We start from the raw sequence: 13676 nt of genomic DNA on the forward strand, positions 1-13676 counted from the left end.
GTAATCTTTCACCAGCGCCTATCCGCGCCGCCTCATCATGGATAACCGGGTTATAAACAATCATCGACAGAACGCCCGCAGGCACGCTGCTTTTTACAATTCGTTTAATTACGTTAGCCAACAGGCGGCTTAAACTCGTGCGTTTGCCATGCAAGGGAAGCAAACGATGAGCATCAACCAGCTGCGTAAAGATGTAGAAGAACACTTTCAGCTATTTGAGCGGGCACCTTTCAAAGAGGCTTGGCGTCGGCGTGATGCCCGTATCTGTCTGATCTGGATGGCTGCGTTGATATTGGCATTTTCAGGTGCGCTGATATTTTTACCTGCGCCTACCCTGACTGACTACGTTCCCGCTTTGCTGCCAGTCCTGCTGACTTCCCTGATATGCACAGTACATCTGGGAGAGGTGTACGCGCGGATCAGAGCAGAGCGGATGGGCGCCGCTTCAATTACTACGCCTTCCGAAAGGTTAAAGCTGAAACAGGACTGGCTATGCACACGCTATAACTGCGGACCCGGCGAGCTTGTCGATAAAGCGAGGGCGCTTAGACATCTGTGGGAGGAGCGTCAGGAGCTCAAGCAACTGGCCAGTCACGACACAATGGGGCCACGTATTGCTGCGTTCTTCCGGCTACCTGACCCTGGCAGATTCATTGCAGCACTCTTCACTATCGCCGCGATCTTTACAACGATGGTGACCTTGGGCAGCAGCATCGACGCCATCTTCGAAGCCTTGCAAGACTGGCGAACGATAGGTGCCACTGTTTTGATTGTCACTTTCCTGTGTGGCGAAATCATATTGCTCTGGATCATGGTCACCAGCATGGTCCGCGAGGTGGGCCCTTCTATACTTGAGCAGATCGGGCTGCTGCCGATGAGTAGCCGTCGGGTGTATCGGTATTTGCTTGCCGTCCATGATGCGAGTGAGCCTGTTATGACCATTCGCAGAGATGTGCCTGGAGTGCTGAAGCTGATTTCGGTGTTTTTTATGCCGGTTGGCGAGGTGTGGGCGAAGGTGCGTGCTCGCTTTATGGCCGGTTCGGCAACCGGGGCCTGAATGAGATGTTGAGGTGACTATCGTGCCAATGCTCTGCGTTGGCATGCCGTTCGTGACGCTCTGCGTCACACATCTACAGTCTGGCAACGCAGCCCAAGGACCCTACAGAATCGCGTGTAATCAGCGTGATTACTGGTGAGTGTCCGCATTCTCAGCCGGATAAAACTCACCCTTGCTTCCCATCCTTTCCAGCCGCTCACGAACGAGCGCCTCGACGCTGGCCACTGCAGCCCGGTCGTCAGGGTTGACCAGTTGCAAGTGCAGGCGACTATTGTTCTGATCGTGGGTACCCTCGCTGAGCATGTCGTGTGTGACGACTTGTTCGCCACGCCACAGACATAGCTGAGTATGGGTATCACCAAGCCATATCTCTTTAACTGATCTGAGGTCAGTTTTAGCCAGTTGGTCCACGGTGATTGTCTTTTCCATTGCGCTGTACCTTTTCAGTGAGTCGATGCAGGTCTGACGTACTGGCGCAGCGGGTCGTTCCCGACATCGGCAGTTCGACTGCACGAACGGTGATTAACCGATGCTCCAGACCGACCCCGGTCAATCAACCGTTGCATGGCGCAAGGCTTTATTTCTTCAGCCAACTCTCGACGACATCAGAACCGTGTTCTGCTTTCCACTCCTTCAAGGCTCTGTGATTCCCACCTTTGGTTTCGATCACTTCACCGGTCTTCGGATTCTTGTACACCTTCAGCTCACGTGGTTTGCGCGTGCCCGCAGGTTTATCCGCGACCTGGCGACGCGACGAGTTCTGTGGTTCCAGCAGATTGACGATGTGCTTGAGGCTGAAGCCATAGTGCTCAAGCAGCTTGCGCAGCTTGGTTTCGAACTCGATCTCTTTCTTCAGGCCCTCGTTGCCTTTCATGGTCTCCAGTGCCTGAAGTTGCTCGGCGAGGTGTTTTTCCAGCTGACGGTATTCTGCGAGTTTGGACATGGTATTTTCCTCATAAACAGGTGTGCGTAGTTATTGAGAGAGATAGTGCCCGTTACAAGTTCAGCCTATTTTCCGCAGGTCGGTTGGCCTTTAACAAGTCGGAGTAACGTCATAAGCCGGATTGCCCGGGCTTCCGGTTATTTTCAAAAATGCGGTTTTTCGCGCACAGAATTAACAGCGGTTTTTGCCCATCTGTTCTGCAAGCCACTGGAAAGTTTTGATTGGCCTATTTCCTGACGCAATAAAACGGCGACTCCATCTATTGACTGCGCGCCAGCGAAAAGCAAGAGCGGAAGGCGAGCGCTTTGACAGCGAACCAGGCCTGGTCGCGTTGAAAATGCAGGAGCAGTGAGCATCAATACCGCTCACTGTTCCTGCCTTGTAGGCGTCCAGGCAACTAAAGGTGGGAAGGGAGCCCACACGCTAGCTGTTCAGGTGATATCAGCTCGCGAGGTCGACCGCGGTTTGACCCACGAGCGCCACGTCTGCCGTATCGGCAACCACCAGGTCGGCGTTGGTGAGCTCTCGCGTATAGTCAAACCCTGCTAGCGTGACCTGGAACGCATGCCCATCGGCGCCTGGCTCGCTACTGCGCAGGTAGGTACGGTCGGTGTTTTCATCGTAGGTCATGCTCAAGGTGCCGTCGCGTCCGTTGCCAAAACCGGTTACGCCGAGCGCAGAGACGTCGAGCTTGTCCTGGCCCCAGATGAAATCAGTGATCAGATCGCTGCTGCCCGCATGGCTGTCGGCGCTGCTAGTGAACACGAAACGGTCGTTGCCTGTGCCGCCGGTGAGCTTGTCCGCGCCCAACCCACCGGTCAGCACATCGTCACCGGCGTTACCCTCGAGGGTGTCGTTTCCGGCGCCACCGACGAGGGTATCGTTGCCCCAGTAACCATAAAGGATGTCGGACTTGTCACCACCTACCAGACTCACCGAGGTGATCGGCTCCGGAGTGGTCACAACCGTCGCATCACTGGGCGGGGCGAACAGCACAGTGCTGGCGTTGAGTTCATTGACATGGTTGCCACTGAGCAGAATTTCAAAGCGGTTACCGTTGGCATCAGCCTCTAATGATTTAAGCGCGGTGGCATCGCCGGCCAGGTTGAGGACCACCTTCAGCGTACCGTTGTAGCCGTTACCCAGCCCGGTGAAGCCCAAGGCGGACACGTCGATCATGTCATGGCCGTTGCCACTGAAGTCGGTGATCAGGTCGCGGCTGCTATAGCTGCCACTGGCATCGTTGCGGTAGCTGTCGCTGAGCCGGGTATACACGAAGCTGTCGGCACCCGCGCCGCCGCTCAGAGTGTCGCCGCCGGAGCCACCGAACAGCCGATCATTGCCCGCACCCGCTTCGACGTTGTCGCGGCCAGCGCCGGCTTTCAGGGATTCGCTGGCGTCTGTGCCTTCGAGCAGATCGTTGTGCGAAGTGCCGTTGATCAGCGGCTGGAAGTTGGCATCGGTAATAAGGCCGCTATTGGCCAGGAACTGCACGGCAAAATGTTTGCCATTACCGTCTCGCTCGTAGCTTTCCAAAAAGTAAATGCCGCGCAGAGGCTCGCTACGGATGTGCAAGGTATCGCCATAGCCATCACCTAAATGGCTATAGCCAAGGGCCGACACGTCGAGGGTATCGTGGGCGGGGTCAAAATGGCTGATGGAATCGGTGTGCTCGCCTCCGCTATTGATATAGCTGTCGCCGATGCGGTCGAAGCGGAATACATCATTACCGGCGCCGCCGTCCATACCGTCGTATCCGGCACTGGAGACCATCACATCGTTGCCACCCCCGCTGACTAGCTGGTCGTTGCCGCCCCCACCCATCAGCAGTTCATTGGCCAGCCCACCACGTATGTAGTCGTTGCCAGGAGTGCCCTGCACGATGAGTTCAATCGGGTTATTACTGACCTGGCTACTGGCGCTTTTGACCTGCAAATTCCCAAGCGCCGTAGGGTTGGTGGCGTCCTTGATGTTGAATACCTGGGTCATGCCGTGCTCCTTACTTGCAGTTGGTCCACTGGGAATGGGGTATGACGCCAGTAATGCCGTCTCGTTGATAGCGATGGGCCTTATCCGACGAAGGGGTTATAAGCGGCGGGGGCTTTCCGACCAAAACAGCCCGTTAGTGAGGACGGATAGCGAGCTCATTCTCACAAGTGAAACAAGTCACCAGACAATAGGCTTATCATCCCAGGCCCAGAAGGTCCCGCTGTCGGCCGGTCCATGTGCGCCTACCACCTCAATAATGCGATCCGCCGAGAACGCCGGTTCGAACAGTTGGCCTTCGGGCACGTTCGCCTGGAATGGCTGAGACAGCTCCGTGTCCGTCGTGCCTGGGTGTATTGCCAGGACAGTAGAGGCCGGGTTAAGGCGTTTCAATTCGATACTGGCCGTGTGCAGCAACTGGTTCAGCGCTGCTTTGCTGGCTCTGTAGCTGTACCAGCCACCCAGTCGGTTATCGCCAATGGAGCCAACCCTCGCGGAGAGCGCCGCGAAGGTAGAAGGTTGTTTGCGCAGTAGTGGGAGTAGGTGTTTGAGCAGCAGGATCGGTGCAAAGGTGTTGGTCGCGAAACTGGCTTGCAGGCTCGCAAGTGTCAGTTGTGCCAGGCCCTTTTCTGCTTTTGCGCCGTCCTGATGAAGAATGCCGAGCGTACTGATGACGAGGTGCAGATGCTCACATCCATCAAGCGTCTCGCTCACGAGTGCCTCAAGGGATTGCTCATCACGCGCGTCGCAGTCGACTCGTTTGATGCGTTGGCCATATTGCTCTGCAAGCGTTGCCAGCTCTGTGGAAGTGCTGGCTTGTCGCGCGACCGCCCATACCTGAGCCACATCATCGCGAGCAAGCAACGCCGCGCACAGTGCCAAGCCAATACCTCGGCTGGCCCCGCATATCAGCACGTTAGCCTCGCTGTTCAGTTCGGGTATCAAACTCATAAGGCACCTTGAGGAGCATGGTTGAAGTGTTTTTGACTTCGGGGCAAGACATTGCGTTCAGGCGGACAGTTGCTTACCAATACGGAGCTCAACGAAAGGGGGCTTATGCAATCTTGCGGATAAGTTGAGTGCTCGTTTAAACAGCTTTCGCCATGCAGCCGAGTTCGAAGCGTTTCTATTCGGCCTGCGGTGAATGGCCGAAGCGTTCTGCGGCAGTTGCCAGACTGCCGCCGCAGATGAGTTCGACGAAGGCGGGGGCTTTTAAATCAATCCATGAGTTGGGTATCAGACCCGACAGATCAAGCGTTCGCCAGCGCAGCATGGGTCTTCAATTCTTCATTGATGAAAGCAGCAATCATCGCACGATAGACCTGCTCCACTACCTCGGGCGAAGCGCCGGTCTCGCTTGCCATCGCTCGCACCTTTGCAATGACCTGTTCCACCCGGTTGGGCGCGCGGACGTCATCGGTTGTCTTCTTGAAAGCGGCAGCCTGGTTGACCAGTTTGCCCCGCTTGGCCAGCAGGGCGACAACGTCGCGGTCGATATTGTCGATGTGCGTGCGGACTTCTTCGATTGTGCTGTACATGACTTCCATGTGGGGATCTCCGAGAGGACAGGGTTGGGTTGGATTGGATTGTGTTGCGAATGGGACGTTAACGGGCTGCGGTGGCAGGTGTCTACTCGGTTGCACGACTTTTTTGTGTGCGGCACTGCAAGCTGTGATGGTGATGTTATGCGACGTTTTTCGCGAGCCGGCTTACCAAGGCAACGGTATTGGTCGGCGGATATTTTGGGGCCTGCACATTAGGTACGTAGACAGCTCGTAACGTGCAATCAGACCAGGCACACCCTAGGCTGGTAATCTGAGAGAGAATTCGGCTAATATTTTCTTTTTGATATGTTGAAAAGCAGGGAGCTAAGATTATGTCTTTTGATGCTTTTATGAAAGTTGATGGTGTTGAAGGCGAGTCTCTTGACGATGGACACAAAGGTTGGATAGAGCTGCTTTCTTATCACTACGACGCCATGCAGTCGATCAGTCAGACTGCCAGTTCCAGTGGCGGAGCGACCGCTGGAGGCGTTTCCCTCGGGGATTTTCAGATCAGCAAATATATAGACAGAGCCACCCCGAAATTATTTGAGCTTTGCTGCAGGGGCTCACACATCAAAAATGTGACCATCCGAATCCATAGGGCGGGAACTGAAAAATTCAAGTATCTGGACATAGTGCTTGAAGAGGTGCTGATTGCATTAGTCAGTGGGCAAGGTGCAGAACAGTCTGGCTTTCCCGTTGAAGTTGTGACCTTAAACTACGGTCGAATCAAATTTGAATACTCACAACAGCGACGTGCTGATGGTGGAAGTGCGGGTATCGTTTCTGGTGGTTGGGACAGGACCGCCAACAAGCCATTTGCGTAAGGAAACGCATTATGTCTGATGATGGAAGCTTTCGCGTCATCCTCAATTTTACACAAATGGCAGCGGTACTCTCTCATGAGTCTCTTACGCCTGCTGAAATTATGTCTAACCGTATATTTGGCAGCCTTCGACTTGTCGGCGGCATCATTGAGCTTGCTGGTTCAGGCGTTTTGTGTGCGTTACCTGATCCAACGATGATTTCAAAAGTCGGTTGTGTGGCAATGGGAGTGCATGCATCTGACCAGCTTTCAGCCGCGTCAACGCAGATTGTTACAGGAAAGCAAACCGATTCTTATGCATTTAAAGCAGGGATGACTGCGGCTGAGGCATTGGGGGCGTCTCGAGAAACCGGTCAGGTTATTGGTCTAGCTACTGAGTTCGTGGTTCCCCTGACTACTGCTTCTATGTACAACGCATTTCGAGTTTCCTCGGTACGCGCTGGTAGAATGACAGTTGATGTTAGTGAAAAGCCAAAAAATGTGCCAAGAAAAGATCCGGGTGGTCATACATGGAAGGATCACTTTCAAAAAGATATTCCCGGATTACAGCAACGCCTGAAAAAGGTAAGATCGGCGACTGTAATGTCTACGTTTGAAAGAGTAGATATTGCAGAGTGGGCGGTGAGCCAAACACTGAAAGCAAATCGCCTCAGAATTCTAATGTATTCCAAAACTCAATTTATTCGTAAGAGCAACCGACTAGTCTTAGATTTCGATGCTCAACAGGAGGTAGGGTGGGGCATATACCGTTCAGCGCCAAATACCCCCGTAACCATGACAAGGTTGAGGGTAATTATAGAGTTTGTTGAGTTTAATCACATGCCCAGATACATCCTTACTGCCTTTCCAATTCCTTGAGGTTTTTGCAATGCGCGGATATATGGAGTTGATAAGCTTTATGAAGGCGTTGAGTGATGGATTGCTCGATTATCTGCCTGAAGATCAAAGAGCTGGACAGCTTACCGTCGAAGAGGTAATCGGGCAATGGATGTCAAGCAAATCTTATTACTCTAGTCTCTCACTGCGAAAAGATATAGTTACTTATATAAGACTCCAGAAGTCCGGCGATTTTTCAGTTGATGAGATACTGTCATGGTATGACCTTTGCTTCATCCCTGAAAGATTTGGTGTTGAAGAGCATGTTTTTTTTAGCGGAATACTCAAGTCAATAGACTCGCATATTGAAAAGAAAAAGAAATCTTTTTTTGCTAAATATTTTAGTTGGGCAGGATGCAAGTAATTGCATATTAGCCCATTAAAAATTGCGTCGATAGAGCAGATGCTGCACGTTGCAGATTATCGTCTTGGTGGCTAATTTTTGATTTCATCAGGCGTCAGCGCCTCCTGAAGGCCCGGATGCAGCAGCCAAGAAGGCCACGAGCAGGAAAATCCCGGGTGTGGTGCTTCTGAAACACCACACTGATGTGCTGCATGCACGAATTCAGCGGAGCAACTATAAGCCCTACCGCCTCGCCAACAACCGCGCCAACACAGCCGTCACCACCACAGCCAGCAAAACGGCAGCCGCGATAGACACAAGCGCGCCCCATTGCAATATGGAATACCTGAGGGTCAGGTAGAAACTCACCACCCCGACAGCGCCAATGGCATTGCCTCGGACTATTGCCGCCAGTTCGTAACGCCCGCCTTGAACGTGGACAAACACTGCAAGCGGCCAGGCGATCACCGGGATCGGCGCCAGCAGCCCACTGACCACCGGCCCGAGCCAGGTAGCGCTTGCGGTAATCGCCAGCAGCAGAAGGGTGGCCGTCAGCATTCGCATCGGGATGACCCAGCGCGGCATTGCAACGTATGACGCTACATCCGGTGGTGCCTGTCTCGAGGTGGCAACAACGATCAACGCAACCATCAGCAGCGTGAAGATGATCGACAGCGCCAGTGAGCCCGACAGGTTAATCGCAAAGGCCGTTGCGCCATACACAGCCAAGGCCAAGGTGCATCCAGTCACCGCTGAAACGCGTCCAGTGACCAGGAAATAAAACAGGTAAGTCGCCTGAATCGCCGCCAGCCCGGCCAGTGCGCCGGGCACCGCCATCGAGGCGAACTGGGTGCCTTGCTCAAGGCTGAGAAACAGCATGACCAGCGCCGAGGTCATCGGCAGTCCGGAAAGCAGCCCTGCCACGCCGGTACCCCAGCGCTTTGCCGCCAATGAAATAGCCAGCATCAGCGCGGGGGTGATGAGTAACTTGAGGTAGAAGGCCGTCATGCAGAAAACTTCACATCCGAAAGTGGGCTGAATGCTAAACCTTTTGGCGGTGGGTAACGATGCATGTCAGCGCTTACTCAATCGCTCGATAGCGCATCCGCCAATCGCCAGAAACAGAAAAGCCCGGCGAACCGGGCTTTCTGAAAACGAGCGGTGCTTATTTAGCGGTTTTCAGCTTGATCACGTCACCAGAAACGGTAGTGGTGTAGCCGTTCAGGACCCAGGCCCAGAACCACTTCTCCTGCACTTGGGTATTGATCAGCGCATCGCCACCCTTGGCCTGAATGGCGCTGTTCTGCGCACGAACGAAACGGTCGTTCTGACGAATCGGGATCAGACCGAACAGCATCAGGCCGGTGGCGCTTGCTTCACTGTGACCTACGACGGTGTATTGGCTGCTGTCGTATTGCGGGGTTTTCATAGGGGTGCCGGTGCAACCCGCCAGAACCAGACCACATACTGCTGCGGCTACGACTTTGCTAAATGACTTCAAGGTGAAACTCCATGGGAAAACCCGGATCCACGTCTCGGGCGGCGGTACTTTACTCGTCGGGGTTGTGGTTTAGGTATTTTTTTATAGTGGCAAGAAGGCGCTCTCACATGCCCAGACGTCTTTTGAACTGGAGGTCGGCAGGCCCGTATTTTTTGGGTCTACCAGTCTTCGGTTTTTGCGGGCATACATGTGGGCATACAGAGCCCCGGCTACTGGTCATGCTCGCGGCCTACTTTTTGGGCTCATTAGATGGCTGTTTGACGCTCAGCTCTGTTTCCCGGATCACCCGGCCAGAGCTGCCATCAAGCTTAAAGACCTTCATTCCAACAAGTAAAAATGTGCTTTTACCATCCGCAAGGATCAGGTAGCCGGTGAGTCGTTCGTTTTTGTCCGTTATGACCGTATGGATTTTATCCAGCCCTAATGGAGCTTCCAGATGCGTATATTTGTTGAAGTCCGCTAAGCCTTTATTTACTCCGTTTTGAACCCCGAGTGCCGGTACAAAGAATGCCACAAATAGGAACATTCCTATCCAGGCTGAGAGCCCCACAATAATGGCCATTGTGAGACGCTTCGTTACCAGGCTGACAAAAACCGCCGCAACCGCAACAAATATGAAAGCCAATAGCCCTGGTCCAATGGTCGGCGATTGACTCGCCATGTCGATTGCTCTGGAGAAAAGGTCAACATAACCATTGAGCAGGAGAGAAGGGGTTCCTAGCGCTAGCTCGTTCGTATCGATTCCGAATTGCTCGTAACGTCCTACCAGAATTGAATACCCGAGGACCAGCAACGCTGCCTGCGATGCCAGAGTTCCATAGGTGATCAGTTTGAAGGCCAGTTCCGCGTTGGTGGTCGCACGCTTGTCGACCGACTGTTCTGGCGTGTCAGGTGGCGGTGGAGCTGGCGGTATGCTCAGAGCAACCGGAGTGAGTAGCTCTACCTTGAGGATGTTGTCTCTTTTCCAAAACATGGTGCTTCCTGCGCCTGAGATTGAGTTGAAACAATACCGCTCGTTCTAAACGATGCCCAGCGTCCGTACCCATTCAATCACGCAATGTATGTTGGGTTAGACTGCACTCACCTCACACCATCGCGCGAATCTTATGCATCAGTTACCTGACCTCGACGAGATTACAAAAGCGAAAACTCGACGACTGCTGACTACGGGCGCCATTTTTCCCGTAATGAACAACACCAAATGGGCTGAGCTGATCAACGCCATGACTAACGCCCCGCACATGAAGTCAGAATTCAGATTGCACAGCGTCTTGGCCCCAAGCGATTACTGCACAGACTGGGATGGAGAATGGCATTACCACATCCATCCGGTGGCAGAGATTGAGTGGATCGAACTCAGAGCTGATTCAATCGAATGGCTACTCTCTATCCTAAGAAAGCACAATCTGCCCTTTTCTCTAGAGGATGGGGTACCACGTGTTTGGGGTTACACCAGACCGGGAATGCAGCCGTTGTGGGTCTGAGTGTCTGAGGTTTCGTATAGTTGGCATTGTCGGACGTATCGAGGCAAAGGCCTCAGTAACAGGGATCGCTTCTCCATAAGTCTGGGTAGGTTCACTAAGCTGGGAAACGTCGGCTACTGAAGATCCGAGATTCTCTGCCGGTATGCAGCAGAGGCGCTCAAAGCCCTCGGTGTATGCCGGTCTCCATTCGCTGATGGAGCTCATTTCGTAAGGAATAGGAGCAAGCTCACCTGACCTTTTGAAAATAAATAATAAAATAGTCGTAACTAGAGTGATGCACATGTAATTCAACAATGAGGAACTGCGCAATAGTGCCTTCGTCCATATGTTCGAGCAACCGTGTACAATGGCCGCTATCAGACTATTCTTTTGAAAACAGTCGGACGAGGTTTTCACGGCAGAAAAATAAGCACATGAGATTGAAATCTTGAATAGCCGTATAGGCTTTCGAGCACAGACTTCACGTAGCAGCGCGAAAAATATACTCTTTCACTCGTCAGGTTTCTGGCAATTCGAGAAAACCGATTTTTTCAACAGAATCAGTCGAAAGCGGTCGTTCAGGAGCTGATGCTTTCGGCCAGAGACCGTCATTCGGCAATTCAGAAAGCATGGGCAATTTAAACCGTTTAGCTATCTTTGCTGGCTGATAGAAAATTGGGAATACTGACAAGCCATGCATCCCCTTTACTATTGAAATTATCCCATTCTTACTGGACGCAAAACAAGAGCAGTCGTGGAGCTTCCAGAAATAGATGTACTCCTAGCGTGCAGTATCCGAGCAACATAACTTCTATATGTATGATTTTCTTATAAAAATCATATAGACATAACTACCCGGCGGAGACGTTTAGTTTGATATGGCACTAGTAGCACTTGAAGTGAAGATGGCCGAATTTTACAAGCACCTCCTCCCTATAAACGGCCTGAGCATCGTAGATATGGACGACGCATTTGCGTTATGCTAAAAATCACAGCGCGCGCATTACGTCTGCTACCTTGGAATAAGCGAGTAGCCGAGACTCACTTCTGCCACATTGATTAGCGTAGTCCGACGTGCTCGGTGTGCGTGCGGTTGAGCTTCTACCTATTATTTATTTTATAACCTGGCAGAGGAATCTCAGACGTACAGTTATAAAGCGGAGCAGGACTAAACTCTACGCTTTCTAATTCTTGTGTGTTCCAGACTTTTGCTCTAGCCGCCAAATAAAGCATGCCCAAAGTTATAGGAATCTTGCCGCGCCTGTCCTTGCTTCGCCTGAAGGAGAAAAAATCATATCCCTCAGGTACGAAATACCTGTAGGGATCATAGTTATCTATGTTTATGGAAAAACGCTCAAAGAACTCGGGCATCAGCTCATTGGCATCATCCCCTTCGATGCCCAGCTCACGGTTAATATCAGTGGCCAGGCTGAGAGTTTCAAATGCATCCTTGCTGAATTCAAACACTTCTTGAATACACCTGACTATGTCGTTCAGCAGCTCATAGTCCACGCTATCTTTATTCATTCAGAACACCTGATCTTCAGCGCTTACAATGGCATTGTATGCGACGACGGTTTTATAGCCGATGAGTCCTAGCTCTGCAGCTGTGTACGCCCAACCGACCACTGGAATGGCTCGACCTACAAATGCGCCAATGTAAGGTGTAACCCGCACAGTCGGAGGTCTCCAGCCGACGATAGTCGGAGCCCTGTAACCCCCGGGAAATTTACGCTTTCTAAATATCCGCCTTGAAACGATAGAGGCTACGGAGGTATTTTTTATAGTTCCACCGGGCTTACGGCGCGTTGGAATTATATTTGCCCCCGAAACGATGGACAAGGCCGCAGCTATGTCGTCAATTCCAAACTCTTCCATTGTGGTTTCGATTGCAATTGTCCACAGCAGTTGATCTGCTGTAAGCCCACAGTCACCGTCGCAGCAGTAAATTCTTGGCACTTAAATATCCTTATGCATAAGTGGTGTTTCGTTCTTGGTCCCATCCGGCAACGACTTGACCTATCATTTGACCATTGGCTCTACTCTGCTGTGAATATGTCATCTTGATTTTTGAGTAACTAAACCAAACAACGTCTTCTGGAAAAGCGCTGGGCAATGCGTCAAATATATTCCCGCTATAAAACCCGCTTACAATAAAGTTCTCAAACGTTACTTCCATGTACTTTTGCTTGTCGCCTCCTGCACGATAAACACTCAACGTTGCTTTCTTGAAGTGTTGCCCCGAACAGCATGCGGCCAATAGTTTTGGGGTTGCAGAGTCTACGAGTTTTGTAATGCTAAAATCGCTTAAGTAAATACGGCCAGCGGTTGCGCCGCCAGCTGAGCTAGCCGTACGGGAGATTGACTGAGTAGCTGCTAAATTATATCCAGTTATCTCAATTGAGTGCTTATGATTGGCGTCAGTGGAATCCCCTTGGAGACCCTCGATCTGTAAAAAGGCGTCGAATGCCATTCCCCCTCCTTGGAGCTTGATTAAATTTTAGCTGGCGTACAGGCACGCCCGCTTTAGCACTTGCTGTTTTGCTTAACCAGATCAGGCCAGCGCCCCACGCACTGATTGAGCAAGGATCGTTTGCTTCCGGGCTTGGGACTATCTATCCACAGAAAAATTCCCGAAGCACAGCAGGGCTGATCTCGACTCCATATGTTCAGGTAGCAGCGCCTGGAGTAGCTCGACGAGAGGTTTTCAAGCTGAGGACATTCTGCGGAGCTGGGGGCGGTATTTCCCTTACAAATCGGTGCGCGTGTCACTGAAATAGAGCGCGTCCGCTACATGTTCAGACCCGTTTTGCCAAGGCACCAAAAACAAAAAAGCCCGCACAAGGCGGGCTTCGGGCATTTCATAGACTGTCCACAACTCAAGACACATCCAGACTGCAAAAGATGGCGCACCAGGCGGGATTCGAACCCACGACCCCTGCCTTCGGAGTCCTAAAAGTCGACGTTTAGAATCAATACGTTAGCGGGGATTAGCTGGAAAATCAACGAGTTGTGTTAGCTGGGGTTAGCGGGTTTTCGCCCCGATTAGCGGGGTGAGTGTGGCAAATTTGTGGCAGCTTAATCGTGGCGGGTAGGCCGTTACCGATCGACTTAGACTGAGCAAAAACTTCTTCCAG

Annotated in this window: 16 protein-coding genes; 5 read left to right on the forward strand and 11 right to left on the reverse strand. The window is 52.1% G+C overall.

The window, feature by feature from the left end; genetic code table 11:
* The first annotated feature begins 166 nt into the window (after positions 1-166).
* Positions 167-1057: a hypothetical protein gene (locus tag AO068_RS25540; protein WP_058409852.1), complete on the forward strand. Its 891-nt coding sequence runs from the start codon at positions 167-169 to the stop codon at positions 1055-1057.
* Between the two features lie 129 nt (positions 1058-1186).
* On the opposite strand, the gene AO068_RS25545 is transcribed toward AO068_RS25540, so the two are convergent.
* From AO068_RS25545 to AO068_RS25565, 5 genes are all read right to left on the reverse strand, one after another.
* On the reverse strand, positions 1187-1486 hold the full coding sequence (locus AO068_RS25545; protein WP_002555839.1) for a hypothetical protein: 300 nt from the start codon (positions 1484-1486) through the stop codon (positions 1187-1189).
* 148 nt (positions 1487-1634) lie between these two features.
* Positions 1635-2000: a histone-like nucleoid-structuring protein, MvaT/MvaU family gene (locus tag AO068_RS25550; protein ID WP_058401809.1), complete on the reverse strand. Its 366-nt coding sequence runs from the start codon at positions 1998-2000 to the stop codon at positions 1635-1637.
* Between the two features lie 441 nt (positions 2001-2441).
* Positions 2442-3989 carry a M10 family metallopeptidase C-terminal domain-containing protein gene (locus AO068_RS25555; RefSeq protein ID WP_058409800.1) on the reverse strand — a complete coding sequence of 516 codons (1548 nt, stop codon included), beginning with the start codon at positions 3987-3989 and terminating at the stop codon, positions 2442-2444.
* Positions 3990-4166: 177 nt separating this feature from the next.
* Positions 4167-4937, reverse strand: coding sequence for an SDR family NAD(P)-dependent oxidoreductase (locus AO068_RS25560; RefSeq protein ID WP_058409801.1), 771 nt, complete (start codon positions 4935-4937; stop codon positions 4167-4169).
* Between the two features lie 299 nt (positions 4938-5236).
* Entirely contained in the window at positions 5237-5533 is a 297-nt protein-coding gene (locus tag AO068_RS25565; protein WP_058409802.1) for a chorismate mutase, read from the reverse strand.
* Positions 5534-5862: 329 nt separating this feature from the next.
* Between AO068_RS25565 and AO068_RS25570 the strand changes: the two genes are divergently transcribed.
* Genes AO068_RS25570 through AO068_RS25580 form a run of 3 tightly spaced genes read left to right on the forward strand, consistent with a single transcriptional unit; the run spans position 5863 to position 7596 of the window.
* Complete coding sequence (locus tag AO068_RS25570) at positions 5863-6357, forward strand: Hcp family type VI secretion system effector (RefSeq protein WP_010408113.1); 495 nt, start codon at positions 5863-5865, stop codon at positions 6355-6357.
* A gap of 11 nt (positions 6358-6368) precedes the next feature.
* Positions 6369-7214 carry an RNase A-like domain-containing protein gene (locus AO068_RS25575; RefSeq protein WP_058409803.1) on the forward strand — a complete coding sequence of 282 codons (846 nt, stop codon included), beginning with the start codon at positions 6369-6371 and terminating at the stop codon, positions 7212-7214.
* A gap of 40 nt (positions 7215-7254) precedes the next feature.
* Positions 7255-7596, forward strand: a complete 342-nt coding sequence (locus tag AO068_RS25580) for a hypothetical protein (RefSeq protein WP_234778834.1) — start codon at positions 7255-7257, stop codon at positions 7594-7596.
* Between the two features lie 222 nt (positions 7597-7818).
* Here AO068_RS25580 and AO068_RS25585 read toward each other — a convergent pair whose 3' ends face one another.
* From AO068_RS25585 to AO068_RS25595, 3 genes are all read right to left on the reverse strand, one after another.
* Positions 7819-8583 carry a hypothetical protein gene (locus AO068_RS25585; protein WP_058409804.1) on the reverse strand — a complete coding sequence of 255 codons (765 nt, stop codon included), beginning with the start codon at positions 8581-8583 and terminating at the stop codon, positions 7819-7821.
* Positions 8584-8740: 157 nt separating this feature from the next.
* Complete coding sequence (locus AO068_RS25590; protein ID WP_005745763.1) at positions 8741-9076, reverse strand: hypothetical protein; 336 nt, start codon at positions 9074-9076, stop codon at positions 8741-8743.
* Positions 9077-9305: 229 nt separating this feature from the next.
* A complete protein-coding gene (locus AO068_RS25595; RefSeq protein WP_058409805.1) occupies positions 9306-10049 on the reverse strand; it encodes a hypothetical protein in 744 nt (247 codons plus the stop codon).
* A gap of 133 nt (positions 10050-10182) precedes the next feature.
* On the opposite strand from AO068_RS25595, the gene AO068_RS29895 reads away from it, so the two are divergent.
* Positions 10183-10560 carry a DUF6678 family protein gene (locus AO068_RS29895; RefSeq protein WP_058409806.1) on the forward strand — a complete coding sequence of 126 codons (378 nt, stop codon included), beginning with the start codon at positions 10183-10185 and terminating at the stop codon, positions 10558-10560.
* 1080 nt (positions 10561-11640) lie between these two features.
* On the opposite strand, the gene AO068_RS25605 is transcribed toward AO068_RS29895, so the two are convergent.
* Genes AO068_RS25605 through AO068_RS25615 form a run of 3 tightly spaced genes read right to left on the reverse strand, consistent with a single transcriptional unit; the run spans position 11641 to position 13012 of the window.
* Entirely contained in the window at positions 11641-12066 is a 426-nt protein-coding gene (locus AO068_RS25605; protein ID WP_057440765.1) for a DUF1493 family protein, read from the reverse strand.
* Entirely contained in the window at positions 12067-12498 is a 432-nt protein-coding gene (locus AO068_RS29900) for an STM2901 family protein (RefSeq protein WP_058409807.1), read from the reverse strand.
* Between the two features lie 10 nt (positions 12499-12508).
* Complete coding sequence (locus tag AO068_RS25615; protein ID WP_057403957.1) at positions 12509-13012, reverse strand: Hcp family type VI secretion system effector; 504 nt, start codon at positions 13010-13012, stop codon at positions 12509-12511.
* Positions 13013-13676 lie beyond the last annotated feature (664 nt).

The sequence above is a fragment of the Pseudomonas sp. ICMP 3272 genome (assembly GCF_001466905.1).
GTDB lineage: Bacteria > Pseudomonadota > Gammaproteobacteria > Pseudomonadales > Pseudomonadaceae > Aquipseudomonas > Aquipseudomonas amygdali.

Excerpts from the sequence above, each read along its gene's own strand:
- AO068_RS25560 (WP_058409801.1), bottom strand. The coding sequence starts at position 4,937 with ATGAGTTTGATACCCGAACTGAACAGCGAGGCTAACGTGCTGATATGC.
- AO068_RS25545 (WP_002555839.1), bottom strand. The coding sequence starts at position 1,486 with ATGGAAAAGACAATCACCGTGGACCAACTGGCTAAAACTGACCTCAGA.
- AO068_RS29895 (WP_058409806.1), top strand. The coding sequence starts at position 10,183 with ATGCATCAGTTACCTGACCTCGACGAGATTACAAAAGCGAAAACTCGA.
- AO068_RS25540 (WP_058409852.1), top strand. The coding sequence starts at position 167 with ATGAGCATCAACCAGCTGCGTAAAGATGTAGAAGAACACTTTCAGCTA.
- AO068_RS25550 (WP_058401809.1), bottom strand. The coding sequence starts at position 2,000 with ATGTCCAAACTCGCAGAATACCGTCAGCTGGAAAAACACCTCGCCGAG.
- AO068_RS25565 (WP_058409802.1), bottom strand. The coding sequence starts at position 5,533 with ATGGAAGTCATGTACAGCACAATCGAAGAAGTCCGCACGCACATCGAC.
- AO068_RS25605 (WP_057440765.1), bottom strand. The coding sequence starts at position 12,066 with ATGAATAAAGATAGCGTGGACTATGAGCTGCTGAACGACATAGTCAGG.
- AO068_RS25580 (WP_234778834.1), top strand. The coding sequence starts at position 7,255 with ATGAAGGCGTTGAGTGATGGATTGCTCGATTATCTGCCTGAAGATCAA.
- AO068_RS25595 (WP_058409805.1), bottom strand. The coding sequence starts at position 10,049 with ATGTTTTGGAAAAGAGACAACATCCTCAAGGTAGAGCTACTCACTCCG.
- AO068_RS25575 (WP_058409803.1), top strand. The coding sequence starts at position 6,369 with ATGTCTGATGATGGAAGCTTTCGCGTCATCCTCAATTTTACACAAATG.
- AO068_RS25585 (WP_058409804.1), bottom strand. The coding sequence starts at position 8,583 with ATGACGGCCTTCTACCTCAAGTTACTCATCACCCCCGCGCTGATGCTG.
- AO068_RS25555 (WP_058409800.1), bottom strand. The coding sequence starts at position 3,989 with ATGACCCAGGTATTCAACATCAAGGACGCCACCAACCCTACGGCGCTT.
- AO068_RS25570 (WP_010408113.1), top strand. The coding sequence starts at position 5,863 with ATGTCTTTTGATGCTTTTATGAAAGTTGATGGTGTTGAAGGCGAGTCT.
- AO068_RS25615 (WP_057403957.1), bottom strand. The coding sequence starts at position 13,012 with ATGGCATTCGACGCCTTTTTACAGATCGAGGGTCTCCAAGGGGATTCC.